Origin of the sequence: Provencibacterium massiliense, assembly GCF_900169495.1 — a bacterium.
GTDB classification, from domain to species: Bacteria; Bacillota; Clostridia; order Oscillospirales; family Ruminococcaceae; genus Harryflintia; species Harryflintia acetispora.
The window spans coordinates 1,162,684-1,186,305 of the sequence record NZ_FWCH01000012.1 but is presented as its reverse complement, the minus strand read 5'-3'; the positions used below and the strand labels follow the sequence as shown (position 1 = coordinate 1,186,305).

Sequence of the window (23,622 nt, the reverse complement as noted above, 5' to 3'; positions counted from 1 at the left end):
TTGTCCGGGAGAAAAAACTAGAAAACTGACAAAAAATTTACTGTAATAGTTGCACAACCCGCGAGAATACTATTAAAGCAAACGCAAACAGGATTTAGAAAAAAGTAAAGAAACAAGGAGTGTTAACTATTATGGCTAACAACAGCAAAAGCAGCAACAACCCCGTCGTTCCGGAAGCGAGAGAGGCTCTGAACAAGTTCAAGATGGAGGCTGCCTCCGAAGTGGGCGTCAACCTCAAGCAGGGCTACAACGGCGATCTGACCTCCCGTGAGGCTGGTTCCGTCGGCGGCCAGATGGTCAAGAAGATGATCGAGGCCTACGAGAACTCCATGAAATAAGGAATTCTGATTATTCAGAATTTTCTGTTGTGCGCTGGTCGCACAAACCCGATAAAGCAGGGTGGCAGCCGCCGCCCTGCTTTATTTTTGATCTTATCCCCGGTATTATGCGCGGTTATAATGCCGCGGATACTTCGGCGGCTTCCTCCTGTTCGTCGAACACGGTCTCGATAACCCGCGAGGAGCATGCGGGGGAGTAGCGCCAGCGATCGATGTGCCCGCCGGTGATATAGTACTCGGGAGCGGTGGTTTGATAGGCGGCGTCGAAGCTGTCCACGATGATCAGCTTCACCTTCATCTTTTCCGGGATCAGATTTTTTATGTAGACGCTGGCCTGCTGCCCGGGTCTCACGCCCTCCTTCGGCTCGGCCAGTCCCGCCAGGTTGGGGGTCAATTCGACAAAAATCCCATATTCCTCCACCGAACGCACCGTGCCCGCCACCGTCTGCCCGCAGCAGAAGTGGTCGGCGTTCTCCTCCCAGGTGCCGAGCAGCTCCTTGTGGCTGAGAGAGATCCGCCCGCCCGGCTCGATGGCCTTGACCACCGCCCGGATGTCCTGTCCGACCCGGAAGCGGTCGCTCGGATGGGATATTCTTGAGATTGAGATGCAGTCGATCGGGATGAGGGAGGCGATCCCGCAGCCGATGTCCACAAAGCAGCCAAAGGGTTCGAGGTGGGTCACCCGGCAGTCGATGATGTCGCCGCAGCGCAGCGAGCCGATATATTGCGCGAGGCATTGCTCCTGCACCATCCGTCTTGAGAGGACGGGCGCGAGGTTCCCGTGAACGTCCCGCCCGATGTCGGTGATGGTGAAGCAGACGGGCTTGTTGACCCGCGAGATGATTGCAATGTCCCGGGTAGACCCGTCACGGATGCCGATCGCACATTCCTCCCGCGGGATAATACCCCGGCAAAAGCCGAGATCGACGATCAGATTATGTTCGCTGTCACAGATGACGGCGCGCGCCTCCAGCACCTTTCCGGCCAGGAAGGCCTCCTGCAAGGTCGCCGAGCAGCGCAGCATGGCGCGGTTCTGGGGGGTATCAATCAGCTGTCCCTCAGGCTTAAAAAACAACATTTACTTTTGCCTCCTCTTTCTCTGTCTGCCGTTTTGCAAAAAGGCTTGCCGACCTTGCATAGGGCCTCATGAGCACTCCCCAACGCGGCGTCCGCCATACGACATGGTAAATGTATATTCACTCCGGGTATGGGTTTATACGTGAGGCAAAATCTTTTTCAGACAGAAAAAAGCCGCTCTCCAAGAGCGGCGTAAAGAGCCAAGTGCGAATATAAAAGCACATAAAAAGTACCGCATAAACTTAACGTTTACGCGGCACTTTTTATCGTTCACTCTGGTCGGAGTAGGGAGACTTGAACTCCCGGCCTCTTGGTCCCGAACCAAGCGCGCTACCAAACTGCGCTATACCCCGGAGTGGTTGCCCGACTAGGATTCGAACCCAGACAAACAGAGTCAGAGTCTGTCGTGCTACCTTTACACAATCGGGCAATATCTTTCGGCTGATAGGACACCGAACATTTATATATTATACTGATCCATGGACAAAATGTCAATACCTTCCGCCCCGAATTTTTGTATTTTTCCCCTTCTTCACTCACAAGTATGAACCGCCTGCGGACGGGATAAACTAAATGCAAACAGATTCTTTCGCCGGGTTTTCCGGCTTAAAACCGGCGTTCCGCCCGCCGCAAAAGCGGAGGCCGCCTCCGGGCGGCAAAAGGAGAATAAAATGAAGGCTACCATACTTTGCAGCTTCGACGACGTGGACCTGGCAGATCTCGCCGCCGGCAAGCTGCGCGCACGGATGGAAAAGGGGATCGAATCGATCGAAATCAGCAAGCCCTACTACGGCGAACCCAGCGACACCATGGATTTTTTGCCCATCTTCCCGACAATGAACGGCAACTTCGGCGCCGTGACCTATCCGGTCGGACTGACCGCCATTCCCACAATCGAGGAGCAAAGCTCCTCCGACTCACCGGAAAGCGACTACATCCCCCGCAGCGTCACCCTGCGCGTCACCTGCGCGCCCGAGCAGCGCAGCGACATCGAATCCATCCTCATCAACCTCGGCGCGCAGAAAATCCGCTCGATGAACGACGGGCACTGACCCTCACCCTGTTGACCAGCCTATCAAAACCGAAGAGCGGCGGAAAATTCCCGCCGCTCTTCGGTTTTGATGAATTTCGCCATAACAAGCTGTGATTCGACAAACCGGAGAGGAATTTTGATTTAAAATGGAAATAAAGAGGAAAATCATCAAATATTAAAATTTAGTAAAATTAGCCACCCAATATGTTGCTGGCACTATCGTTCCTGTACTCGGGCACAAATCTTCGTTACGATAAATTTGTCAGGAGGTAACGATAGTGCTGAAAGAAAATTTATCACAAAGTCTAAAAAATGAACGTAAAAAGCAAGGATTGACGCAGGAATCGGCGGCTGAACTTTGTAATTTAAGTCCTAGGTTTTGGGGTAAGATGGAACAAAAGAAAGCCAGCGCTTCGATTGATACTTTGGAGAAAATTTCGACAGGTCTACATATTAAGGTAGAAGATTTATTGAGAGGAGGCGAGGCGACGGATGATAACGAGAAGTAGTTTGCCAAGGGAAATTTATCTTCCCCCCTTTGCCGATGGCCGGCGCTTCTCGTAGAAAAATTACTAAAAACATCAAAACCGACATTATATCGGCTGGAGTGAAAGGTAAATTATCCCTTATAATTGCCAAGGAGGGATAGTTTATGACAGAAGGTAAGAAAATAGGACTACAAATCAAAGGGATGAGAAAGCAATGCGGCTTTACCCAGGAAAAGGTTGCGAACGATCTCTTTATCAGCCAGTCCTATCTTCGCAAAATCGAACATAGTGAGGCGAATCCCAGTGTCAACATGGTCGCAAAAATTACCTCTTATTTGGAAAATGCGCTGAGCGGCGCAGACAAAAAGGAGGTGTTTTAATTGGAACATTGGGAGTATATCGTCTTTTCGGAAGTGCGGCAGCATCCGGAGCTGGGCCGATACGATACATATGGAATCCAGGTATATTCAGATTCAAGGCTCATCATATGCATACACGATGTTACAACAGATCAGCTTGCGGCTGCGAAAATAGCAAAATGCTTTACTCAACTACAACTGTCCCCGATCCATTTTGACGAAGCAATTGAAGATATGTTAGCTATGTAAACCGCAAAACAAGACGCCTCTTTTCCAGAGGCGCCTTGTTTTTTCAACCTGAACGGCCCGTTTATATAGAAAGGTTTCTAACCGGCGGCTGTTCCGCCAGCCCGTTTAGAATTTCCACGCCGCAGCTGGCGCCGATCCGGGTGGCCCCGGCGGCGAGCATCCGCAAAGCGTCCTGGACGGAGCGAATACCGCCCGCCGCCTTGATCCCGGTTTCCCGCCTGAGAATGCTGTGAAGAAGCTCCACATCCTCCACGCTGGTGGAACGGGGCAGGATGGGCCTGTAGCCGGTCGAGGTTTTGACGATGTCAGCTCCGTACCCCTCGCAGAGCAGCGCCACCTCATGGATCTGCCGGCTTGTCAGCAGCGGAGTCTCGATGATGACCTTGGCGAGCGCCCCCGCCGCGTGGGCCGCGCCAATCACGCCGGAGAGCTCCCGCTCCAGGGCGCTGTAATCGCCGGATTTGAACGCCCCCACGTTGAGAACCAGGTCGATTTCCTGCGCGCCCTTTTGCAGAGCGTCCCCGGTTTCAAAAATCTTGGTCTCGGGCAGGTCCATCCCGAGGGGGAAGCTGATCACCGTGCAAACCTTGGTGGCGCTTCCACTCAGAACCTGCGCGGCGGCGGGCACCATATTCGGCAAAATACAGACGCTGGCAAAGCCCTCCGCCATGGCTTCCCTGCAAAAGCTGCGGATATATTCCTCGCTCAGCCCGCTCCCCAGCGCAGTCTGGTCGATGAGCGCCGCGAGCTCTTTGCGCGTCATTGCGACACCTCCCCACATGCCCCGTATTCCGCCATGATCCCGAGCGCACAGCTGGTGGCGATCCGGTCGGCCCCCGCGTCGAGCATGCGCTCGACCTGGGCCGCGGTGCGTATGCCCCCCGAAGCCATGACCTTGATCCGCCCGCCGAAGGCCTCCTTGATGAGGGAAACCTGCTCGATGGTGGTCACCGCCCCAAAACCAGGGTTGGTCTTGAGGAAGGGAATCCCCAGTCCGATTGCCATGGACGCGGCCCGCTTTTGCTGCTCCCGGCTCAGACAGTCGGCAAAATAAATCATTTTCATCAGCCTGCCCCGGCCTTTGACGAGCGCGAAGCATTCCGCCATCTCGTCTCTGGTTTCTTCCTCGCGTCCGGAGAGAAAGGCGCTCAGGTTCATCGAGACGTCCAACTCGTCCGCGCCGTCACAGAGCGCCCGCTCGATCTGGAAAAGTTTGCTCTCCCTGGTCATGCCCGCCAGTGGGTAGGAGAGCACGGTGCAGACCTTCCTGCCGGCGGGGTGTAAAATTTCAGCCGCCCGCTTGATATAATAAGGCTCCGCCAGCGTCACGGCAAAGCCGAAGGGGACGGTTTGCCCCACGAACTGCTCCACCTCCTCGATGGTGGGCGCGGGCTTCGCGCCGATCGAAGCGTCGATGAGGGGCGCCACCCCGGTTGCGGTTCTCATGGTTCAGTCGCTTCCTTTCCGTCCCCGCCGATCTGGCAGACCACCTGCTTGGTGCTCTTGGCAAATTCGGTCGGGGACATGCCGGTGTATTTCTTGAACACCGAGCAGAAGTATTTGTATTCGCTGAAGCCCACCTGGTCCGAAATCTCATAGACCCGCAGGCTCCCTTCGCCCAGCAGGGCGATGGCCTTCTGGATGCGGTACTTGTTGAGCACGTCCAAAAAGGTCTGCCCCGTGGATTCCTTGAATTTGCGGCTCAGATAGCTGGCGCTGATCCCCAGCTCCTCGGCGATGGATTCCACCGACAGCTTCTCGCCGTAATACTGCTTGATCCGCTTGATGGTGCGCACGACGTAGCCGTTGCCCAGCGCCTGGGGATTTTTGTCCAGACTCCAGCTGATCAGGTCCTGGATGGCCTTGTTCCTGGTGATCCCCAGAATTTCCGCATAGGTCTCGCTCTCCTCGACCTCGGCGCGGATCTTCCCGACCAGCTGTGCGAGCTTCTCCTCGTCCACGGGCTTGAGCAGGTAGTCGAACACGTGCAGCCCGATGGCGCGCTTGGCGTAGTCAAAGTCGGAATAGCTGGTCAGCAGCACGCTGCGAAAGGAGCGGGTCTTTTGGGCCTGTTCGATCATTTCCAGCCCGTCCATCTCGGGCATCCTGATGTCGGTGATCACCAGCTGCGGAGAGAGCTCCAGGATCATCTGCAGCCCCTCCTTGCCGTTGCAGGCGGCGCCGGCGACCAGGCAGTCCATGCTCAGCCAGTTGATGGTGTATAGCAGCCCCTTGCGGATGATGTCCTCGTCCTCCACGATCAAAACCTTCAGCATGATGTCTCCTCCCCGGAAGCTAGCATCCCGCGTTTGTAGATGGGCAGGCGGATACGCACCGCCGTGCCCTCGCCCTCGTCGCTGAGCACCTCCACGCCGTATTCGTCGCCGTACATCAGCTTGACCCGGCGGTGGACGTTGAAGAGCCCCACATAGTTGGTGGAATTGTGGCTGTGGCGCAGCATGTCGTTGATCTCCTGCAGCTTTTGGCGCTCGATCCCCACGCCGTTGTCATAGATGACGATGATCAGGTCGCTGTCCAAAAAGCGGGCGGTCACCATCACCGACAGCTCGGAGCGCTCGTCGAAGCCGTACTTGATCGAGTTCTCGATGATCGGCTGGAAGATCAGCTTTGGGATGATGCACTCCTCAGCCTCGGGCTGTATGCGTACCGAATAGGTCAGGCGCTCGTTAAAGCGCGCCTTGAGGATTTCCAGGTAGCTGCGGGTGTAGGCGATGTCCTCGCGCACCGTGACCTCGGTCGATGCACCCTTGATGGAGTAGCGCAGCAGGGTGGAGAGGTTTATGATCATGCGGTTGGCCCCTTCGGGATCGAGCTTGACCAGCACCCGGATGATCTCCAGGGTGTTGAAGAGGAAGTGGGGGTTAAACTGGCTCTCCAGCTGCTTGATCTCGGCCACCATGTTTTCCCGGGTCTTTTCGTTGTTCTGGCGGATCAGCTCCTTGATGCTGTCGAGCATCATGTTGTACGACTCCCCGATGATCTCGAACTCGTCGCCGGTCGAGATGTGCAGGCGCATATTGAGGTTCCCCTGCTCAACACAGTTGAAGGCGTCCACCAACTCGTCGACGATCCGGGTTTTCGACACGGCGATCCGCTTGGCGCTGATGAAGATGGACAGGGTCATCATCACGAAGATCAGCACCAGGACCGCGCTCACGAAGAAAAACATCGAATACAGCGCGGTGACCGAGGTCAGGGTGAAGATTTGCAGCCCGCTGTTTAGCGTGCTGCGGGTGACGTAGAAGCGGTCCTTCTGATAGCTGAACTGGCTCTCGTCGCCCAGCAGCGGCGCCTGCACCTTGTTGTTGAGCGTGTGGAACTGGTAGTTGTTGGCGACAAACACATGGTCGTATTGGTCGGCGACCACCGTCTGGCAGGGGAGGTTGGAGATGCTGCGCAAAAAGTCGTCGCTGTTCATTACGAAGACCAGGTACCCCTCCACCTGGCCCCGCACCAGGATCGCGCGGCCGATTTCCATCTGCACCGTGCCCGAAAGGGAGGAGCTGACGCTGGAAAACTCCAGGAAGGTCTGGCCGGGGTCCCGGGCCATCCGCCTTTTGAGCCCCAGCAGCTCGCCGGGCTTGCCCTTCAGGAACTGGGGCTTGGTCTCGTTGCTGGAGAGCAGCGGCTTCATCCCCTCGTCCAGCACGAAGAAGTCGGCGTGCACCGGCAGGCTGTTCACAGTCTCGTACAGCTCCGCGCTCAGGTTGGCCAGGTACCGCGGGTCGTCCTCCACATAGCGGGGCAGCGGACCTTGGGAAAACTCCAGGCATTTGTCGCTGTAGGCGCCGATGAGCATATCAAAATACTCCGTCATCGTTTCGTTGCACTGGCGGTTTTCCCGCACGATGCTGTAATTCCAGAACAGGAACACCAGCAGCAGGAACAGGACGATGATGGCCAAAACGGGGAAAAGCGCATGAGCGACCAAGGTCTTCCGGATGTCGTTTTTAAAGTTGCCTTTCCGGATATCTGTACTCATAACGCTTTCCCCCATCGGTTACAGGCTTATTTCCTTGCTGCCCGTGAGCTTGAAGAAGATCAGCAGGGAGATGACCGTCGTCGCCGTCAGGATGGTCGCCAGCGCCGCCGCGGTGCCGTAGCTGGCGCGGATGACCTCCTGGTAGATGGCCACCGACATGGTCACCGTCTTCCCGGTGAACAGGATGACCGAGGAGCCCAGCTCGTTGATGACGGTGATCCAGCTCAAAATCGCCCCCGAGAGCACGCCGGGCATCATCAGCGAGGCGGTGATCTTGAAGAAGGTCCTGACCGGGGAGGCGCCCAAACTGATGGAAGCCTCCTCCATACTGGGGCTGATCTGATACAGGATGGCTGCGCTGGAGCGCAGCGTATAGGGCAGCCTTCGCACGACGAAGGAAATGATCATGATGATCGCGGTGCCGCTGAGCAGCAGGGGCTTGTGGTTGAAGGCCAGCAGCAGCGTGATACCGAGCACCGAGCCGGGGATGATATACGGGAACATGGTCACCGTGTCGATGATCGCCGTGAAAACATTTCGCTTCCTTGTCGCGATATAGGCGATGAACATACCCAGTATAACAATAATCGCGATGGCAATCAAACCGAACAGGTATGTATTCTTTACCGCCCGCCCGAGGTTGTCGATGATCATGCGGTAGCTGTTCAGGGAATACCCCTCTAAGAAGACCGCGCGGTTGGTGTTGAGGAACGAGGTGTAAACCACCGTCAGCTGCGGCAGGATCGCCAGCCCCACCACCAGGTAGATGAAGGCGTGGATCAGCACGTTCTTGATCCCGTGCACCTGTTTGGGCTGGATCGGGCGCAGGGAGGACATGGTGAAGGACTTCTTGTTGACGAAATATTTCTGGGCGATGAAGATGACCGCCGTCACCAGCACCATGATCGCCGCCATGGCCGCGGCAAAGTTCGCCTCGCCCCCGGTCTCGTTGATGAATTCGGTGTAGATGAGCGTCGGCATGGTCAGGTACCCTTCTCCGATGAGCATGGGGGTTCCGAAGTCCGCCAGCGCGTTCATGAACACCAGCAGCCCGCCGGCGAACACGGTGGGCGTGATCAGCGGCACGATGATGGTGGCCACCTTCTTGATCCCGTTGCAGCCCAGGGATTCGGCGGCCTCGCTGAGCGCCACGTCGATCTTCTTCATCGCGCCGCAGACGTACATGTAGATGAACGGGTACAGCTTGAGGGTAAAGACCAGCAGCATGCCGCCGAAGCCGTAGATCGAGGGGGTATGGATCCCCAGGTTGGCAAAAAACTTGGTGACCGACCCGTTGCGCCCGCACAGCAGCACCCAGGAATAGGCGCCGATGAAGGCGGGGGACATCATCGAGACGATGATGAGGATTTCAATGATCCCTTTGCCCTTGATCTTGCAGGTGGTCATGAAATAGGCTAAGGGAGTCCCGATGAGGATGGTCAGCGCCGTGACGCAGATGGTGAGCAGGAAGCTGTTTTTGAGCGCCCCGTAGTAGTAGCGCTTGCCGAAGAACTTGGCGAAGTTGCCCATCGTCCACAGCTGGGTCTCGCTGTCCTTGAAGCCGCTGAGGAACAGCATGAACAGCGGGTACACCAGGAACACGGCGAACAGCAAAAGGATCACCAGTGTCACGGTCTTCCAGAAATCCCATTTGAATTTATGGGTTTTGAGCGCGCTGCTAGGCATACTTCTTCACATCCTTTATCAGGCTCTGCTCCTGGTCTTCGGTGAATACGTTGATCTTGGCGGCGTTGGGCTTGAGCTCGATGGTATCGCCCACGTTATAGAGCCGTTCGGCGTGGCCCAGGTCCTGGGAAAATTCTATGCTCGGCTGCCCGGGCAGCACCATGCCGCCGGCAAATTCCAGCACATAGTTCGTGTACTTGCCGAGGAAGGTCTTGCTCCTGACCTTGGCCTTCATGCCGGGCTGGATCGAGAACTCCTCCGGGCGGACCGAAACGACCACGTCCTGGCCCTCCCGCGCGCCGTCGCAGAGGTTGGGCATCTCGACGCGGTACCCGTCGGCAAAGACGACCGCCGGCGTGCTCCCGCCGCGGGAGACCTTCGCGTGAAAGAGGTTGCTGTGCCCGATGAAGGTGGAGACGAAAACGTTGGCCGGGCGGGTATAGATCGACTCGGGCGCGCCGACTTGCTGGATGATGCCCAGCTTCATGACGGCGATCCGGTCCGAGATGGCCAGCGCCTCCTCCTGGTCGTGGGTGACGTAGACGGTGGTGATCCCGACCTGGTCCTGCACCTCCCGGATGGCGGAGCGCATCTCGATGCGCAGCTTGGCGTCCAGGTTGGAGAGCGGTTCGTCCATCAGCAGCACGCTCGGGTGGATGACGATGGCGCGCGCCAGGGCGACGCGCTGCTGCTGGCCGCCCGAGAGGTTTTGCGGCAGGCGGTCCTGGTATTCGCTGATGCGCACCACACGGAGGATGTCGTCCACCTTTTTCTTCATGGATTCCTTGGACTCCTTGCGCAGCTTGAGGCCGTATTCCACGTTCTCCCGCACCGTCATGTGCGGGAAGATGGCGTAGCTTTGGAACACCATGCCGATGTTGCGCTTGTGCGCGTCCACGTCGTTGATGACGGTGCCGTCGAACTGGATGGTGCCGCCCTCGATGCTGTTGAAGCCGGCGATCATGCGCAGCAGGGTGGTCTTGCCGCAGCCGGAGGGGCCGAGGAGGGTAAAAAACTCGCCGTTTTTGATCTGGACCGACAGGTCCGGGATGACGGTGGTATCGCCGTATTTCTTGATGACGTTGTTGATCCCGATGGAAACGCTCATAATCAGTTCATCCTTTCCTCCCAAAACACCGGGGCGGCATCAGTAGCCGCCGCCCAGCTCGCCTTCCTCTTTCACGACCAGGGTGCCTTCCTTCTCCCGCTTGAGGGCCTCCTCCATGATGGCGATGGTCGAGCGGGTGCCGATCCGGATGGTGCCCGTGGAGAGCACCGCCAGGGCGGCGTCCAGGGTGCGCACGCCGCCGGCGGCCTTGACGCTGACCTTGTCCGAGCAGCTGGCGCGCATGATCTTGAGGTCCCCGATGGTGGCGCCGGAGGGCGCGTAGCCGGTCGAGGTCTTGACGAAATCGACTCCCGCGCGCTCGGCGATCTGGCAGGCGAGCTTGATCTGCTCCGGGGTCAGATAGTGGTTTTCAAAAATCACCTTGACCTTGGCGTCCATCGGATGGGCCGCCTCGACCACGCAGCGGATGTCGTTTTCCACATAGTCGTATTCCTCCGAGAGGAAGCGGGCGATGTTCATCACCATGTCGACCTCGACCGCTCCCTTCTTGATGGCGTCGATTGTCTCGAGCACCTTGGACTCGGTGGTGGCGACCCCGTGCGGGAAGGCGGCGACGGTGGTCACCAGCACGTCGGTGCCCTCCAGCTCCCGGCAGACGATGGGCAGGTCGGACGGGCGCACGCAGACGGATACGCAGTCGTACCTCCTGGCGATGTCGCACCCTTCGATCAGCTCCTTGACGGTGATGTCGGGGCGCAGCAGCGAATGGTCGATGGTCTTGGCCACGTCGTGGGCGGTGATGTGTTCCCCAGTGTGAAATACCCTTGCTTTTTCCATGGTGATATTCCTCCCATAAATTCATTTCATCGTACCTTCATTGTAACAACGTCCTGCCGGGGCTCACAATCCGACAAATCCGTTAAAATATCCGAAATTCTGAACAAGGGCCAAAAAATGTCGATTCACCCCGCTTCCCGAAGCGCGGCGGCGCGCCGGGAGGGTTCATTTTTTCGGGCGTTTTGACAGATTTCTCGGATTGAGGAAAGCGGACAGGTCCGGTACAATGGTATTAAACTGGAAAGGGAGGATTGGTTCTATGACGAATCAGGAGATTTTCGGCCACATCGACCACACGCTGCTCAAGGCGACCGCGACCTGGGAACAGATCCAGGCGCTCTGCGACGAGGCCGTGCAATACGGCACCGCGTCGGTCTGCGTGCCGCCGAGCTATCTGAGGCGGATCAAGGAGGCCTACGGCGATAAAATCAACCTTTGCACCGTGATCGGCTTCCCCCTCGGCTACAACACCACCGCCGTCAAGGAGTACGAGGTGAAAGAAGCCATCGCCGATGGGGCCGACGAGGTGGACATGGTGATCAACCTCGGGGATGTGAAGAACAGCGAGTTTGAAAGAGTGACAAAGGAGATTCGCACTTTGAAGGCGGCCGCCGGGGACAGGATATTAAAGGTGATCATCGAGACGTGCTACTTAAGCGAAGAGGAGAAAATCCGCCTGTGCGAATGCGTAACCGAGGCCGGGGCGGACTATATCAAGACCTCGACCGGCTTCGGCACAGCCGGGGCGACGATCGAGGACATCCGGCTCTTTAAACAGCATATCGGCCCCGGGGTCAAGATGAAGGCGGCGGGCGGGGTCAAGACCCGCGGGGATCTCGAGCTGTTCCTGGGCGAGGGGTGCGAGCGCATTGGGACCAGTTCCGCGGTCAAGCTGCTGACCGCCCGGGAGTGAGGGGGCAGGCGGGATGGAGAAGTACCTTTTTGGGGGCGCGGTCACCGAGCTGATCGCCCCGGCAAACGAAAACTATCAGGTGGACTTCGGCGCGCTGGATCAGGAGATCGACCGCCAGCTCGAGGGCGGGATCCGGGGGCTGTTCGTCAACGGCCTTGCCACCGAATGTCTGGTCACCACCCGCGAGGAGCAGCTGGCCATGGCCGCCGAAACGGTCAAGCGCGTTCGCGGGCGGGTCCCGGTCATGGGGAATATCGCCGCCACCCGTCCGTGCGATGCGATAACACTGTTGGAAGGGTACGAGGCGTGCGGCGTGGACGCCGTCAGCGTCACCCAGCCGGCGATTTACGGCTACACCGCCGAGGCGCTCTACCGCTTTTATGCCGGCGTCGCCGAGCACACCAAGCTGCCGGTCTATATCTATAACGCGCCCCAGACCGGCAACACCCTCACCCCCTCCCTGGTGGCCAGGCTGGTGGAGGAATATGAGGGGATTCGCGGATATAAGGACAGCGTGCAGGATATCATCCATCTGCAAAGCGTGATGGCTAGGATCCCAAAGGGCCGGCATTTTGAATGCCTGGCCGGGTCGGACGCCACCATCTTTCCCACCCTGGCGCTGGGCGGCTGCGGGGTGATCTCGCTGATTTCGGCCCTGTTTCCAAAGCCGGTGGCGGATGTCTGCGAGCTTTATTTCGCGGGCAGGATCGAGGAGTCGCGCGAGGCCGCCTGCCGGGTGCTCGAAATCCGCACGGCGCTCAAGGGCGCGCCGTTCCTGGCGGGCTACAAGTATGTGGCCGAGCTGGTCGGCATGCCGCTGGGCCGGGTGCGCCCGCCGCTGTCCGAGGCGAGCGACGGGCAAAAAGAGAAGATCAAAGAGAGCCTGCAAAAATTGGGGCTGCTCTAAAAGAATCAAGAGAGGGCCGGTTCTTTATGAACCGGCCCTTTCCTCATGATTGCTTTAAAAAGACGTGCAGGAAGGTGTCTCTGATTTCGGCCTCTCCGAACCGGCCGGGGGTGCGCAGAAATTGGTTGGCCCCGGCCCCCGGCCCCGTCCAGCGCCGGGCGGCTACCTGAGAGAGCTCTTCCCGGCTAAGGGGCGGCGGGGTGTAGGCGTTGAGCCGCCGGACCGCTTCCCCCAGCGCCTCGATCGTCCCGCCGCAGGCGCGCTCGTACCGGGCGGCCTTCTGGGGCAGCAGCTCCTTGGCGCGGGAGAGGTAGTCGGGCAGGAAGAAGGCGCAGGCCGTGCCGTGCGGGGCGCCGTACTCCTCGGTCAGATAGTAACCGAAGGCGTGGCAGTAGCAGGTGCCGATGTGGGCGATCACCATGCCGCCGAAGAGGGAGCCGTAGTAGAGATCCTCCCGCTGCTCCCAGGAGATGGGCGCGTCCTCACGCAGGGACGCCAGGACGGGGACTATGCGTTCCACCGCCGCGAGGGCGGCCGCGTCGGTCATCTCGTTGGCGGCCTTGGAGAAAAAACCTTCCGACGCGTGGGTCAGAGCGTCGAGCGCGGTGGAGACGGTATAGCGGTAGGGCAGGGACAGGGTGTATTTCGGGTCGCCGAACACCACCCTTGCGTAGTCGCAGTCCGCGCCCACCGATTTTTTGCGCCCGGTCAGGTCGGAGGTCATCACGCTGTATTTGTTGATCTCGCTGCCGGTGCCGGCCGTGGTTCCCACCAGCACGATGGGCAGGGGAGGGTGCTCCCAGCGCTTTTGCACCGTATAGACCGAGTCACCGGGCAGGTCGTTGCGCGCGAACACCGCCGCCATCTTGGCGCAGTCGAGGGCCGACCCGCCGCCGATCCCGACGACGAATCCGGCGCCCATCTCTGCCGCCAGCGCCCCGGCGCGCCGGGCGGTGGAGATCAGCGGGTTTGGCTCCACCTTGTCGAACAGCTCCCAAGCGATCCCCAGGCGCTTGAGCAGCGCACAGACATCCTGGAGCGCCCCGGATGCCAGCGCCCCGTGCCGGCCGCTCACCAGCAGGCATCGCCGGCCCAAGGAGGAGAGGACCTCCCCCTTTTCGTTCACGCAGTCCTTCCCCGTCACCAGGCGGCAGGGGAGGTAGTAATCCATGTTTTTCATCGGTATCCTCCAATTCTTCACGGAAATGGAAAAAGTAACGCCCCAGGCGTTACTTTTTCCGCAGAGATAGGCTGAGATTGTATCCGGATCTTTATCAGGAAACACTGGTGTAGATGTCGGTGAACTTGTCGCACCAATTCTTCTTGTTCTCGATGGCTACCGATTCCTCGGCCTGGAGGACCTTCACTTCGTTATAGGGCTTGAGGATGGGGGAATCCGGCAGGTCGTTGCGGATGCCGCGGTTGTTGAGCTCGGTGACCATCATGGTCTGGGCCTCCTTGCCGGTGAGGAAATCGACGAACTTCTGCGCGTTTTCCATGTGCGGGGCGTTCTTGACGATACAGACGTTGGTGCCGCGGAAGATGACGCCTTCCTCCATGTAGACCAGCTTGACGGGAGCGCCGGCCACCACATAGTCCGCGCCGCCGGTCTCATAGGTCAGCCCTACGGTGTACTCGCCGTCGGCCACGCCCTTATAGACCGCGGAGGAGCTGTTGAGCAGCTTGCCGTCCAGGTTTTCACAGAATTTCGTCACATAGTCCCAGGCTTCGTCGGTGTCGCCGCCGCCCATGGCGTAGAGCATGTTGACCAGGTGCTCCCAGCCGGAGGCGGTCTGCGCGGGGTTGGCCGCCGCGATCTTGCCCTTGAGCGCCGGGTTGAGCAGGTCTTCGTAGCCGTTGATCTCGATGTCGCCGATCAGGTTGGTGTTGACCATCAGTACGCTCGGCATCAGCGTCGCGCGGGTAATGCACTTTTCTGAATTTTTAAACTCGTCCGAAAGGACGAACTCCTCGTTGGGGCTGACGTAGTCCTCGAACAGCTCCATCTGGGGGGTGACGGTGGAAACCGTGCCCGCGAACAGGATGTCGCCCAAGGGGTTGTTGGTCTCGGATTCGATCCTCTTGAGCAGCTCGCCGGTGCCGGCCGCGATCAGGTCGACCTTGACGCCGGTCTCCTTCTCGAACTCTTCGATCAGCGGATCGAGGAACTCCAGCGTGTAGGCGCTGTAGACCACCACGGTGTTGTCGTCGCTCTTGGAGGCCGCGGGTGCGGCCTCGCCCGTACCGGCCTCAGCGCTGGCCTCGCCGCCGCTGGCGCTGGTGGTCCCGGAGCCGCCGCTGCACGCCGCCAGGGTTAAAACAAGGGATGCAGACAGGATCCCCGCCAATACCTTCTTCATATTCATGCTTTTTCCTCCTTCACAATCTGGGTTCCTTGACAATTCCATTATAGCCGGGCGGGGAGGGCGCCACAATCCGAGAAATCTGTCAAAACATCTGAGAAACTGAACTCTTTTATTGAGGTCTTTAAAAAATGCGCATGCATCGCAGGTCCGTACAGCCGGCCCGGCACAAGCAAACGCCCCCGGCCTTCCAAAGCGGAAGGCCGGAGGCGTTTTATGAAGCGCAGTCGGATGGAGGGGTAAACGGTAAGTAGGCCGCCTGTAACCAGGCGGCAGAATTTAACAACCTTTGCGGAGCTTTAACAACCGCAGCCCCAGCTGCCGGAGCAACCACAGCCGCAGCCACTGGAACTGCCGCAACCACAGCCGCAGCCACTGGAACTGCCGCAGCCGCAACCGCAGCCACCGGAACTGCCGCAGCCGCAACCGCAGCCGCTGGAACTGCCGCAGCCGCAACCGCAGCCACTGGAACTGCCACAGCCACAGCCGCAATTGCCCCAGGAGTTGCAGGAGCAACTCCCGCACAGGACGGTATCCGTCGCGATCACAGTATCCAGCGCGACGGAATCAGATTGACAACCACAGTTGCAGGCGCCGCACCCGTTATTCATCCAACACATTTTACATCCTCCATATCTGCGGGAGTGCCCCGCAGACTATCCTATGAAGGAGGGAAATAAAAGGTGTCAGCGGGTGGAGATGTCGCTGGCGTCCGCGATGATCTGATACCCCATCTTGTTTAAGCAGTTTTCAATTTTGTCATAGGAGGCGCCCGAACTGTCGTAATCCACCGCGATCCGGTTGGTCTGCTCGTTCACGCTCACCGAGGAAACGCCGTGCAGCGTGTCGAGCTGGCGCTTGATCTGCCCGAGGTCGCGTTTCCCGTCCACGTTCTCCACCATGATCCATGCCGTTTCGTTCGCCATAAGATAACCTCCCGATTCATTTTGATCCCACATGGAGCGTTAAAACGCCCGTTATTATCCTTCCCGCTGCCTCGGCGGCGATACGAGGATTCGCCTGGCACAAAGCGCTTGCGGTGGAAAACAATTCGGTAGAATCAACAAAATTTTTTTCCAGAATAATATTGACTTGCGGTCAGTCAAATGATATACTGGCAACAGATTGGAGGGGAAGAGATGAGGATTACCAAGAAGCCCGACGAGCGGCGCGAGGAGATCGTGCAGGCGGCCAGGGAGCTCTTTGGGCAAAACGGCTTTGCCAAGACGACCATCAGCGACATCGCGCAAAGGATCGGGATCGCCAAGGGCCTCTTCTACTACTATTTCCGCACCAAGGATGAAGTGATGAACGCCGTGGTGGATGAATACATCTCGGAAACCTCCGAGGTGGTGCGGCATATCGTGGAACAGGATACCGATTTTTTAAAACGGATGAACCAGGTCGTCTTCACCATTATTGAATTCACCCAAAAGACCGAGACCGTGTTCGCCGAACTCAAGGACTCCGACCGCTTTATGTTCCACCAGAGCATTTTGGAATATGCGGTGGAGCGCTTCCGCCAGCAGGTGGCGGGGCTGGTCGAGGAGGGCGTCGAGAAGGGGATCATCTGCTGCAAGCACCCCTACACCACGGTGGAAATCCTGTTTTACGGCTTCGGTATGCTCAATGTGAGCAACATGGAGCGCGAGCAGGTGATCGATATCGTCGGGCAGGCGCTCTGCGTGCGGCAGGAGCAATAACTGGGAGGCCGGGACGGCCTTTTCTTTGGCGATGAATTTGACTTATGGTCAGTCAATTTTACAAAAAGTTTTGATTGCGTTTTCTTCCTTTTTATAGAAATCGACGGACGATCCGCGAAACATGGGGGATCGGGCCGCAGAAAAGAGGGGTTTTCGTTTGCTGAAAAAATTCGCGCACCTGCTGACGCGCAATTCGGTGGTGGTGCTGACCTTGGCGGTGCTGCTGCTGATCCCGAGCTTCATCGGGATCGTCAGCACCAACATCAACTATGACATCCTCAGCTACCTGCCGGACGACCTCGAGTCCACCCAGGGCGAGACCATATTGGAGGATACCTTCCAGAACGCGGCGACCTCCATGCTGGTGGTCGAGGGGATGCCGGCGCGTGATGTGGAAAAGCTCAAGGAGAAGATCGCCGACGTGCCGAACGTCTCGAATGCTTTGTGGATCAGCGACATGCTGGACATCAGCGTGCCCAAGGAGATCCTGCCGGACACGCTCAAGGACATCTTCTACAGCAGCAAGGCCGACTCCACCATGATGATCATCCAGTTTGACCATCCCGGCGCCTCGATCGAGACCATGACCGCCATCGACGACATCCGCGCGCTGTGCAACGAGCAGTGCTTCCTCAGCGGGTTTTCCATCTTTACAAGGGACATCGCCTCCCTGGTGGCCAGCGAGATGCCCACCTATACCATCCTGGCGGTGGTGCTCACCATCTTCGCCATGCTGCTGACCATGTCCTCCACCGTGCAGCCCTTTGTCTTCATCATCGGGATCGGGTTCGCGGTGCTTTACAACATGGGGACCAACGTCATTTTCGGTGAGATTTCCTATATCACCAACGCCATCGCGGCCATCCTGCAGCTGGGGGTCACCATCGACTACTCCATCTTCCTGATGGACCGCTACGACGAGGAGAAGCCGAAGTTTTCTGACCGGCGCGACGCGATGGCCAGCGCCGTGGTCAGCGCCTTCACCTCCCTGTCCGGCAGCTCGATGACCACGGTCGCCGGGTTCATGGCCCTGTGCTTCATGCGCCTGGCGCTGGGCAAGGACATTGGCCTCGTGATGGCCAAGGGCGTCATCATCGGGATTCTGGTGGTGGTCGTGGTGCTGCCCTCGCTGGTGCTGCAGTTCGACAAGCTGATCCACCGCTGGCACCACCGCACCATCATCCCGGACTTCAGCCGGCTCAACAACTGGATCATCGACCACCGCAAGACCTTCACCGCGCTCTTCCTGGTGCTCTTCATCCCGGCGGTGATCCTGCAAAGCCGCACCGAGATTTACTACAACCTCGACCGGGCGCTGCCCGAGGACCTCGGGTCGATCGTGGCCACCGACAAGATGAAGGAGCAGTACAACATGGCCTCGACCCACTTCATCATCCTGGACGATTCGCTGCCGGCCAACGATCTGAGCGACATTGCGAAGAAGGTCGAGAAGGTACAGGGGATCGAGAGCGTGCTGGCCTTCAACAAATTTGTCGGGCCGGGCATCCCGGACGAATTCATCCCGCAGGAGATCAAGGACTTCTGCAAGAAGGACGGCAAGCAGATGATGATGGTCAATTCCAGCTACAAGGCGGCCACCGACGAGGAGAACGCCCAGATCGACGAGCTCTATGCGATCGTCAAGGCCTATGATCCCGATGCGCTCATCACCGGCGAGGGACCGCTGACCAAGGATCTGAGCGAAATCACCACGGTGGACATCAGCGTCACCAACGTCATCTCGATCCTGGCCATCCTCCTGATTGTCGCCATCTGCTTTAAATCCCTCACCGTGCCGGTGGTGCTGGTCGCGGCCATCGAGCTGTCCATCTTCATCAACCAGGGGATCCCCGCCCTCAGCGGGACGGTCATCCCCTTCATCTGCCCGATCGTCATCGGGTGCATCCAGCTGGGCGCCACGGTGGATTACGCCATCCTGATGACCACCCGCTTCCGCGAGGAGCTGCGGGCGGGACATGAGAGCGTCGAGGCGATGAAGATCGCCTCGAACGCGGCCGACCGCTCGATCATTACCAGCGCTTTGGGCTTCTTCTGCGCCAACTTCGGCGTGGCGATCGTCTCTAAGATCGAGATCATCCAGTCCATCTGCTCGATGCTCGCGCGCGGCGCAATCATCAGCGCGCTGGTGAGCATCTTCATCCTGCCCTCGATCCTGCTGTGCTGTGAAAGGATTTTCGCTCGGACCACCAAGGACTGGCGCACCACCCCGAAGCCCCGCGCCTCCAGGCGGCGGGCGGATAAAAAGGCCCCGGCCGGGCTCCCGGGATCTGCCAATTAGTGCGAATTAGGAGGAATCAATCATGAGAAAAGCACCCTTAAAAGTGATCTGTGCGGGCATGGCGCTCCTGTTCGCAACCGTCAGCGTGGCCGCGGTGGCGGGCGTACCCGCCTCGGCCCCGGCGCCCCTGGCGCCCGTGAGCGCCGCCCCGGCCGTGAGTACGGCCGCAAAGGAGGCGACAATCGGCCTCTCCTGCAAGAAGACCGAGACGGTCTATGTCAACCTCGATCCCTCGGGCAAGCCCCGCGAGCAGATCGTCACCGACTGGCTGCACACCGACGAGGCGAACGTCACCGTCGAGGACCGCACCACCCTCGACGATGTGATCAACATCAAGAGCGTGGAGGGCCCGCAGCGCGACGGGAGCGCCCTCACCTGGAAGATGGACGGGACCGACCTGTACTACCGCGGCAAGGCCAGCGGGAAGCTGCCCGTCGATCTGGAAATCTCCTATTCGCTCGACGGAAAGCGGATGAAGCCCGAGCAGATGGCCGGCCAGAGCGGCCGGGTGCAGATCGATTTAAAATTTCGCAATACCAACAGAAACACCGTTCGGATCGGCGGGAAGAACGTCACCATGTACACCCCGGCGATGGCCGTGGTCGCCATGACCCTGCCGGACGACAAGTTCTCGAACGTCTCGGTGTCGGACGGCACCGTGCAGACCGACGGCAACAACCAGGCAGTCGCCCTGATCGCCATGCCCGGTATGGAGCAAAACCTCGATCTTGAGCGCTACGACATCCCCGGCTTCGAGGACCTCGACTTCCCGGAGGAGTTCACCGTCACCGCCGACGTGACCGAGTTCGAGATGGGCCCGATCATGATCGTGATGACCACCGAAATCCCCGACCTCGACGAGATCGACGCGCAGCAGGACATCCGGGAGATGAAGGCGGATATGTACGACCTGCGCGACATGCAGAACAATCTCGACGCCGCCGACCCCAACCACCGCACCCGCTCCCTCTTCACCGATGAGCCGATCACCGAGGGCGCGCGCACGATGATCGACGACATCTTCGACTTCTATGACCTGGACACCACGGTGCTCGACATCCTCCCGAAGTACATCACCGACGAAAACATCGACCTTTACGACCGCGTCTGGGAGGACATGGATAAGGTGGACATCGACGACCTGCTCGATTCCGACGCGATCAACGACATGATCCACCAGATGAGCAAGAAGAATATTGAGAAGATCCGCGACCTGCTCGACGACTATGACACCATCGAGGATTTGGACTGCAAAGACCTCGACAAGCTGTGCGACCAGGCGATCGAGATGCTCGACGCCATGCAGGACAACAAGGAGCAGGTCGAGACCTTCAAGGTGCTGCTGAAGTACAGCGATGCGATGGTAAACTTAGCAAAATCCCTGGATAACCCGGCGGTGGAACAGTACCTGACCCCGGAGAATATGAGGGTGGCCGTCAAGGCGGTGGCCGAAAACGAGATCAACAAGCTGGCGCTGATGATCCCGCAGAGCGGGACGATCGACCCCGGCGTGCAGAGCGCCATCCTTTCCCAGATCAAGCCCTATGTCAGCGCCCAGGAGTATGCGGCCCTCGAGGCGCTGCTCTCAAGCGACATGGGGGCTTCCCAGGGCAGCCGCGACAGCTCCGCTCCCGCGGAGCTGACCATCGGCTCGGAGGAGCGGGGTACCATCCGCCGCTCATCGAACACCTCGCCGGTGGACCATGCCTTCTGGGACGGCTACGACGAAGAAGATGAGGAGGACGAAGAAGACGGGGACCTGACCGTCGGTGAAAGCGGGGAGGAACATGCGAGCCGCCGCGCCGCCCGCAGCGTAACGCTCGCTTCCGGCGGCCCGACCAATTACCAGACTTTGATGGGCATTTTGCAGAGCAAGCGGGACGCCATCGCCGGGCAGAAGGCCGACGAGGTCATGGCGCAGCTGACCCCTGCGCTGCAAAGTATAAGCCAGCTCAAGGGCGCGATCGTCGGGGAGCTGGGCGGCGCCGAGAAGGCCAAGGAGCGCCTGCAGAAGGCCGCGGCCTTCACCGAGGCGCTGCTGCCCAAGGTGCATGAGATCGTGGACACCGCCGAGAAGCTCTCCGACCGGATCGGCGGACCCGAGAGCCGGCAGCTGCAATACCTGTTGGGCGAAATGCGCGACATGCTCGACGATTTGGACGAGAACCGCGACAACATCAAGGCGTTGCAGCGGGTGATGCGCGAATACGACTCGGATAAGTTCCAGGATTTCCGCGACAACTACGGCAGCCTCAAGCAGAGCTTTAATGACGCGCGGCCCATCCTGCGCGACCTGCGCCGCGATCTCGACGATCCGGCGATGGACAAGAGCCTGCACGAGAGCCCAAAGACGGTGGATGTGCTGCTCAACATGAAAAACGACCTGCTCGCCAACCGCAACGTCAGTGAAATCCTGCGCGACGCGGTGGCCCCGCAGAGCTCAAACCTGATGGCCAGCGTCTTCAACCTCTTCGACGTGCTGCAGGACAAGGGCGCGGTGGACAAATATACCGGTCAGGTCGAGGACCTCGACGAGCTCATCGAGCGCAAGGACGCTCTGGTGGACCTGGCCGACGCTTACCGCATCTATACCGACGCGCCGGAATACATGGAGACCGACCTGAAGTTCATCATGAAGACCGACGAGATCAAAATCCCTGAGGTGGAGGAAGCCCCCGCCCCGGTGGAGGAGAAAAAGGGCTTTGGCGAATGGATCAAGGGCCTGCTTAAAAAATAATTTGAAGAATGAAAAGCGGCGCCCTCCAATTTTTGGAGGGCGCCGCTTTGTCATTTAATTGACCGCAAGAAACGCTTTCTTGCAGTCCAAATTTCCCTGAAAGCTGGACTGTCGATCGAACGCGGCTTCTAATCGGCCCTGTTTTTTCTAATTATATCCTATTCTTCCAGCTCTTTCAAGGGGATCCGCGCTTTTGCGGCGGATTCCCGGCGAGGCGGAGACCGGCAGAAAGCGTTTCTAGCGGTCAATTGCGGGGAGTTGGAACTGGTGAAAAAACAGATGGCGGTATGCGCGCTGATCCTTTTATTCATAGTAACGCTTAGTCCCGTGGCTCTGGCGGCGGGAGCCGAGGTAAACGTGGAGGCGGGCGAGGCCTGCGACTATGGGGTGGACATCCCCTTCACACCCTCCCCGCGCGCCGCACGGTATACCTTCGAGGTGTTCGACGGGGAAGGGGCCCAGGATTCCCTGATGCGCGCCCAGGTGACGGTGAGCGGGGAAGGCGAGCAGCGCGTCTATCTCCCGCTGGCGGTGGATCCCGAGGGGGCGCACCGCTATACCCTCCAGGTCACCGCCCATCCCGCCTCGGAGCGGGTGGGGCTGGACACGGCGGCCACGGTGCGCACCCCCTTTACCACCTCTCCCTCCTGCGGCTGCGCGGCGGGGACCGCCGGCGCGTTCTACGCCGGGGCGGGCACCGAAGGAAGCCCGTGGCGGGTGACGAACCAGGCGCAGCTCGCACACATCCACAGCGCGCACCTCGCCGGCGGACACTCTTTTTTGCAGGTGCGGGACATCCGGCTCGACGGGAGCTGGGGCGGGATCGGCACCGACATCAAGAGCTTTACCGGCCGGTACGACGGCGGGTACCATACAATTACGTTCCCGAATCAAACGCTTTCCAGCGGGCTCTTTATCTATGTTGTTGATTCCACGATCACTTCGTTGGGGATTGAAAATGCCGCGATCAGCTCCTCCGCTGCCCGGGGAGCGCTGGCCGCGGTTTGCATGGGAAACACGCGGATTACGGACTGCTATGCACTGAACTCCATCGTCTATGGATACGCCGCGGGCGGGCTTGTCGGCACGGCGGAAAAGGGCAGTGTCCTGGAAAACTGCTATGTCCTGGGCCCGCGCCTGAACGCCGACTGGGAGACGGGGGGACTGATCGGCCGAATCAACAGTGGCGGGCTCGACCTGAGCGGCTGCTACGCCATCCCCGCATCGGGCGGCTCGCCCCGGCGCGGCAGCTTCGCCCTGGCCGGCAACACCTCCTATCCCGGAACAGGCGGGAATATCTACAACAGCTATTGGTGCAATTCCCCGATTTCGGCCGGGGTCGGCGGCAGCGTCAACGACGGAGGCGGCTACGGCACGCCCCCGACGCTGCACGCCCCCTCCAAGGGGCTGACGCTCGGGGACTTCTTCTCGCTGGACAACTTGAATTTTGACAGCGGGCTCTGGGAAATCCGCACCCTGACCTTCAACACCGCCAGCGGCAGCGTGAGCCAGCCGGTGCCGGTGCTCAAAGGCTTTTACGGCGATTGACACCGGCCGCCCC

General features: G+C 59.1%; 23 protein-coding genes and 2 tRNA genes. 11 read left to right on the top strand and 14 right to left on the bottom strand.

From position 1 onward, the window contains the following. The first annotated feature begins 131 nt into the window (after positions 1–131). Complete coding sequence (locus B5477_RS10785; RefSeq protein WP_079699697.1) at positions 132–338, top strand: alpha/beta-type small acid-soluble spore protein; 207 nt, start codon at positions 132–134, stop codon at positions 336–338. A 115-nt stretch (positions 339–453) separates the two neighbouring features. Here B5477_RS10785 and B5477_RS10780 read toward each other — a convergent pair whose 3' ends face one another. The 3 genes from B5477_RS10780 to B5477_RS10770 all read right to left on the bottom strand — a co-directional run bounded on the left by B5477_RS10780 (position 454) and on the right by B5477_RS10770 (position 1,845). Continuing rightward, complete coding sequence (locus B5477_RS10780; protein ID WP_079699696.1) at positions 454–1,416, bottom strand: S1 RNA-binding domain-containing protein; 963 nt, start codon at positions 1,414–1,416, stop codon at positions 454–456. A gap of 275 nt (positions 1,417–1,691) precedes the next feature. Continuing rightward, positions 1,692–1,768, bottom strand: a tRNA-Pro gene (locus B5477_RS10775). Between the two features lie 3 nt (positions 1,769–1,771). Beyond that, positions 1,772–1,845 (bottom strand) — tRNA-Gln (locus tag B5477_RS10770). Between the two features lie 241 nt (positions 1,846–2,086). Here B5477_RS10770 and B5477_RS10765 point away from each other — a divergent pair. From B5477_RS10765 to B5477_RS10750, 4 genes are all read left to right on the top strand, one after another. Next, the gene (locus tag B5477_RS10765) at positions 2,087–2,467 is read left to right on the top strand and encodes a hypothetical protein (protein ID WP_079699695.1); all 381 of its coding nucleotides are present in this window, start codon (positions 2,087–2,089) and stop codon (positions 2,465–2,467) included. A 259-nt stretch (positions 2,468–2,726) separates the two neighbouring features. After that, positions 2,727–2,957, top strand: coding sequence for a helix-turn-helix domain-containing protein (locus tag B5477_RS10760; RefSeq protein ID WP_159449013.1), 231 nt, complete (start codon positions 2,727–2,729; stop codon positions 2,955–2,957). Between the two features lie 143 nt (positions 2,958–3,100). Further along, positions 3,101–3,316 carry a helix-turn-helix domain-containing protein gene (locus tag B5477_RS10755; RefSeq protein WP_079699693.1) on the top strand — a complete coding sequence of 72 codons (216 nt, stop codon included), beginning with the start codon at positions 3,101–3,103 and terminating at the stop codon, positions 3,314–3,316. Continuing rightward, positions 3,317–3,544 carry a DUF6514 family protein gene (locus tag B5477_RS10750; RefSeq protein ID WP_079699692.1) on the top strand — a complete coding sequence of 76 codons (228 nt, stop codon included), beginning with the start codon at positions 3,317–3,319 and terminating at the stop codon, positions 3,542–3,544. A 61-nt stretch (positions 3,545–3,605) separates the two neighbouring features. Here the strand turns inward: B5477_RS10750 and deoC (B5477_RS10745) are convergent, their stop codons facing one another. From deoC (B5477_RS10745) to deoC (B5477_RS10715), 7 genes are read right to left on the bottom strand one after another with little or no spacing between them, the layout of a single operon-like run. Continuing rightward, positions 3,606–4,307 (bottom strand): deoxyribose-phosphate aldolase, encoded by a 702-nt coding sequence (gene deoC, locus B5477_RS10745; RefSeq protein WP_079699691.1) that lies wholly within the window; start codon positions 4,305–4,307, stop codon positions 3,606–3,608. Continuing rightward, the gene (gene deoC, locus B5477_RS10740) at positions 4,304–4,990 is read right to left on the bottom strand and encodes a deoxyribose-phosphate aldolase (protein WP_079699690.1); all 687 of its coding nucleotides are present in this window, start codon (positions 4,988–4,990) and stop codon (positions 4,304–4,306) included. Before deoC (B5477_RS10740) ends, deoC (B5477_RS10745) begins: the two co-directional genes overlap by 4 nt. Next, a complete protein-coding gene (locus tag B5477_RS10735; RefSeq protein WP_079699689.1) occupies positions 4,987–5,820 on the bottom strand; it encodes a response regulator transcription factor in 834 nt (277 codons plus the stop codon). The genes deoC (B5477_RS10740) and B5477_RS10735 overlap by 4 nt, the downstream gene beginning before the upstream one ends. Next, positions 5,814–7,547 (bottom strand): sensor histidine kinase, encoded by a 1,734-nt coding sequence (locus B5477_RS10730; protein ID WP_159449012.1) that lies wholly within the window; start codon positions 7,545–7,547, stop codon positions 5,814–5,816. The genes B5477_RS10735 and B5477_RS10730 overlap by 7 nt, the downstream gene beginning before the upstream one ends. A gap of 18 nt (positions 7,548–7,565) precedes the next feature. Continuing rightward, a complete protein-coding gene (locus B5477_RS10725; protein WP_079699687.1) occupies positions 7,566–9,233 on the bottom strand; it encodes an ABC transporter permease in 1,668 nt (555 codons plus the stop codon). Further along, on the bottom strand, positions 9,226–10,341 hold the full coding sequence (locus B5477_RS10720) for an ABC transporter ATP-binding protein (RefSeq protein ID WP_079699686.1): 1,116 nt from the start codon (positions 10,339–10,341) through the stop codon (positions 9,226–9,228). Before B5477_RS10720 ends, B5477_RS10725 begins: the two co-directional genes overlap by 8 nt. 39 nt (positions 10,342–10,380) lie before the next feature. After that, positions 10,381–11,139, bottom strand: coding sequence for a deoxyribose-phosphate aldolase (deoC, locus tag B5477_RS10715; RefSeq protein ID WP_079699685.1), 759 nt, complete (start codon positions 11,137–11,139; stop codon positions 10,381–10,383). A gap of 259 nt (positions 11,140–11,398) precedes the next feature. On the opposite strand from deoC (B5477_RS10715), the gene deoC (B5477_RS10710) reads away from it, so the two are divergent. Next, positions 11,399–12,052: a deoxyribose-phosphate aldolase gene (gene deoC, locus B5477_RS10710; protein WP_079699684.1), complete on the top strand. Its 654-nt coding sequence runs from the start codon at positions 11,399–11,401 to the stop codon at positions 12,050–12,052. Between the two features lie 13 nt (positions 12,053–12,065). Beyond that, positions 12,066–12,959, top strand: coding sequence for a dihydrodipicolinate synthase family protein (locus tag B5477_RS10705; RefSeq protein WP_079699683.1), 894 nt, complete (start codon positions 12,066–12,068; stop codon positions 12,957–12,959). Between the two features lie 43 nt (positions 12,960–13,002). Here B5477_RS10705 and B5477_RS10700 read toward each other — a convergent pair whose 3' ends face one another. The 4 genes from B5477_RS10700 to B5477_RS10685 form a co-directional block, all read right to left on the bottom strand. Continuing rightward, complete coding sequence (locus tag B5477_RS10700; protein WP_079699682.1) at positions 13,003–14,139, bottom strand: iron-containing alcohol dehydrogenase; 1,137 nt, start codon at positions 14,137–14,139, stop codon at positions 13,003–13,005. Between the two features lie 94 nt (positions 14,140–14,233). Next, complete coding sequence (locus tag B5477_RS10695) at positions 14,234–15,325, bottom strand: ABC transporter substrate-binding protein (RefSeq protein WP_079699681.1); 1,092 nt, start codon at positions 15,323–15,325, stop codon at positions 14,234–14,236. Positions 15,326–15,601: 276 nt separating this feature from the next. Continuing rightward, positions 15,602–15,847 (bottom strand): hypothetical protein, encoded by a 246-nt coding sequence (locus tag B5477_RS10690; RefSeq protein ID WP_159449011.1) that lies wholly within the window; start codon positions 15,845–15,847, stop codon positions 15,602–15,604. A 161-nt stretch (positions 15,848–16,008) separates the two neighbouring features. After that, the gene (locus tag B5477_RS10685; protein ID WP_079699680.1) at positions 16,009–16,248 is read right to left on the bottom strand and encodes a heavy-metal-associated domain-containing protein; all 240 of its coding nucleotides are present in this window, start codon (positions 16,246–16,248) and stop codon (positions 16,009–16,011) included. A 213-nt stretch (positions 16,249–16,461) separates the two neighbouring features. On the opposite strand from B5477_RS10685, the gene B5477_RS10680 reads away from it, so the two are divergent. The 4 genes from B5477_RS10680 to B5477_RS10665 all read left to right on the top strand — a co-directional run bounded on the left by B5477_RS10680 (position 16,462) and on the right by B5477_RS10665 (position 23,609). Beyond that, complete coding sequence (locus tag B5477_RS10680; RefSeq protein ID WP_159449010.1) at positions 16,462–17,025, top strand: TetR/AcrR family transcriptional regulator; 564 nt, start codon at positions 16,462–16,464, stop codon at positions 17,023–17,025. A 157-nt stretch (positions 17,026–17,182) separates the two neighbouring features. Continuing rightward, positions 17,183–19,324 (top strand): efflux RND transporter permease subunit, encoded by a 2,142-nt coding sequence (locus B5477_RS10675; protein WP_242942189.1) that lies wholly within the window; start codon positions 17,183–17,185, stop codon positions 19,322–19,324. Between the two features lie 22 nt (positions 19,325–19,346). After that, positions 19,347–22,061: a hypothetical protein gene (locus B5477_RS10670; protein ID WP_079699677.1), complete on the top strand. Its 2,715-nt coding sequence runs from the start codon at positions 19,347–19,349 to the stop codon at positions 22,059–22,061. Positions 22,062–22,328: 267 nt separating this feature from the next. Beyond that, the gene (locus tag B5477_RS10665) at positions 22,329–23,609 is read left to right on the top strand and encodes a GLUG motif-containing protein (RefSeq protein ID WP_143533588.1); all 1,281 of its coding nucleotides are present in this window, start codon (positions 22,329–22,331) and stop codon (positions 23,607–23,609) included. The last annotated feature ends 13 nt before the right edge of the window (positions 23,610–23,622 follow it).

Coding starts and splice junctions, on each gene's coding strand:
- B5477_RS10685 (WP_079699680.1), bottom strand. CDS start 16,248: ATGGCGAACGAAACGGCATGGATCATGGTGGAGAACGTGGACGGGAAA.
- B5477_RS10720 (WP_079699686.1), bottom strand. CDS start 10,341: ATGAGCGTTTCCATCGGGATCAACAACGTCATCAAGAAATACGGCGAT.
- deoC (WP_079699690.1), bottom strand. CDS start 4,990: ATGAGAACCGCAACCGGGGTGGCGCCCCTCATCGACGCTTCGATCGGC.
- B5477_RS10780 (WP_079699696.1), bottom strand. CDS start 1,416: ATGTTGTTTTTTAAGCCTGAGGGACAGCTGATTGATACCCCCCAGAAC.
- deoC (WP_079699685.1), bottom strand. CDS start 11,139: ATGGAAAAAGCAAGGGTATTTCACACTGGGGAACACATCACCGCCCAC.
- B5477_RS10680 (WP_159449010.1), top strand. CDS start 16,462: ATGAGGATTACCAAGAAGCCCGACGAGCGGCGCGAGGAGATCGTGCAG.
- deoC (WP_079699684.1), top strand. CDS start 11,399: ATGACGAATCAGGAGATTTTCGGCCACATCGACCACACGCTGCTCAAG.
- B5477_RS10670 (WP_079699677.1), top strand. CDS start 19,347: ATGAGAAAAGCACCCTTAAAAGTGATCTGTGCGGGCATGGCGCTCCTG.
- B5477_RS10765 (WP_079699695.1), top strand. CDS start 2,087: ATGAAGGCTACCATACTTTGCAGCTTCGACGACGTGGACCTGGCAGAT.
- B5477_RS10735 (WP_079699689.1), bottom strand. CDS start 5,820: ATGCTGAAGGTTTTGATCGTGGAGGACGAGGACATCATCCGCAAGGGG.
- B5477_RS10755 (WP_079699693.1), top strand. CDS start 3,101: ATGACAGAAGGTAAGAAAATAGGACTACAAATCAAAGGGATGAGAAAG.
- deoC (WP_079699691.1), bottom strand. CDS start 4,307: ATGACGCGCAAAGAGCTCGCGGCGCTCATCGACCAGACTGCGCTGGGG.
- B5477_RS10705 (WP_079699683.1), top strand. CDS start 12,066: ATGGAGAAGTACCTTTTTGGGGGCGCGGTCACCGAGCTGATCGCCCCG.
- B5477_RS10700 (WP_079699682.1), bottom strand. CDS start 14,139: ATGAAAAACATGGATTACTACCTCCCCTGCCGCCTGGTGACGGGGAAG.
- B5477_RS10785 (WP_079699697.1), top strand. CDS start 132: ATGGCTAACAACAGCAAAAGCAGCAACAACCCCGTCGTTCCGGAAGCG.
- B5477_RS10725 (WP_079699687.1), bottom strand. CDS start 9,233: ATGCCTAGCAGCGCGCTCAAAACCCATAAATTCAAATGGGATTTCTGG.
- B5477_RS10695 (WP_079699681.1), bottom strand. CDS start 15,325: ATGAATATGAAGAAGGTATTGGCGGGGATCCTGTCTGCATCCCTTGTT.
- B5477_RS10730 (WP_159449012.1), bottom strand. CDS start 7,547: ATGAGTACAGATATCCGGAAAGGCAACTTTAAAAACGACATCCGGAAG.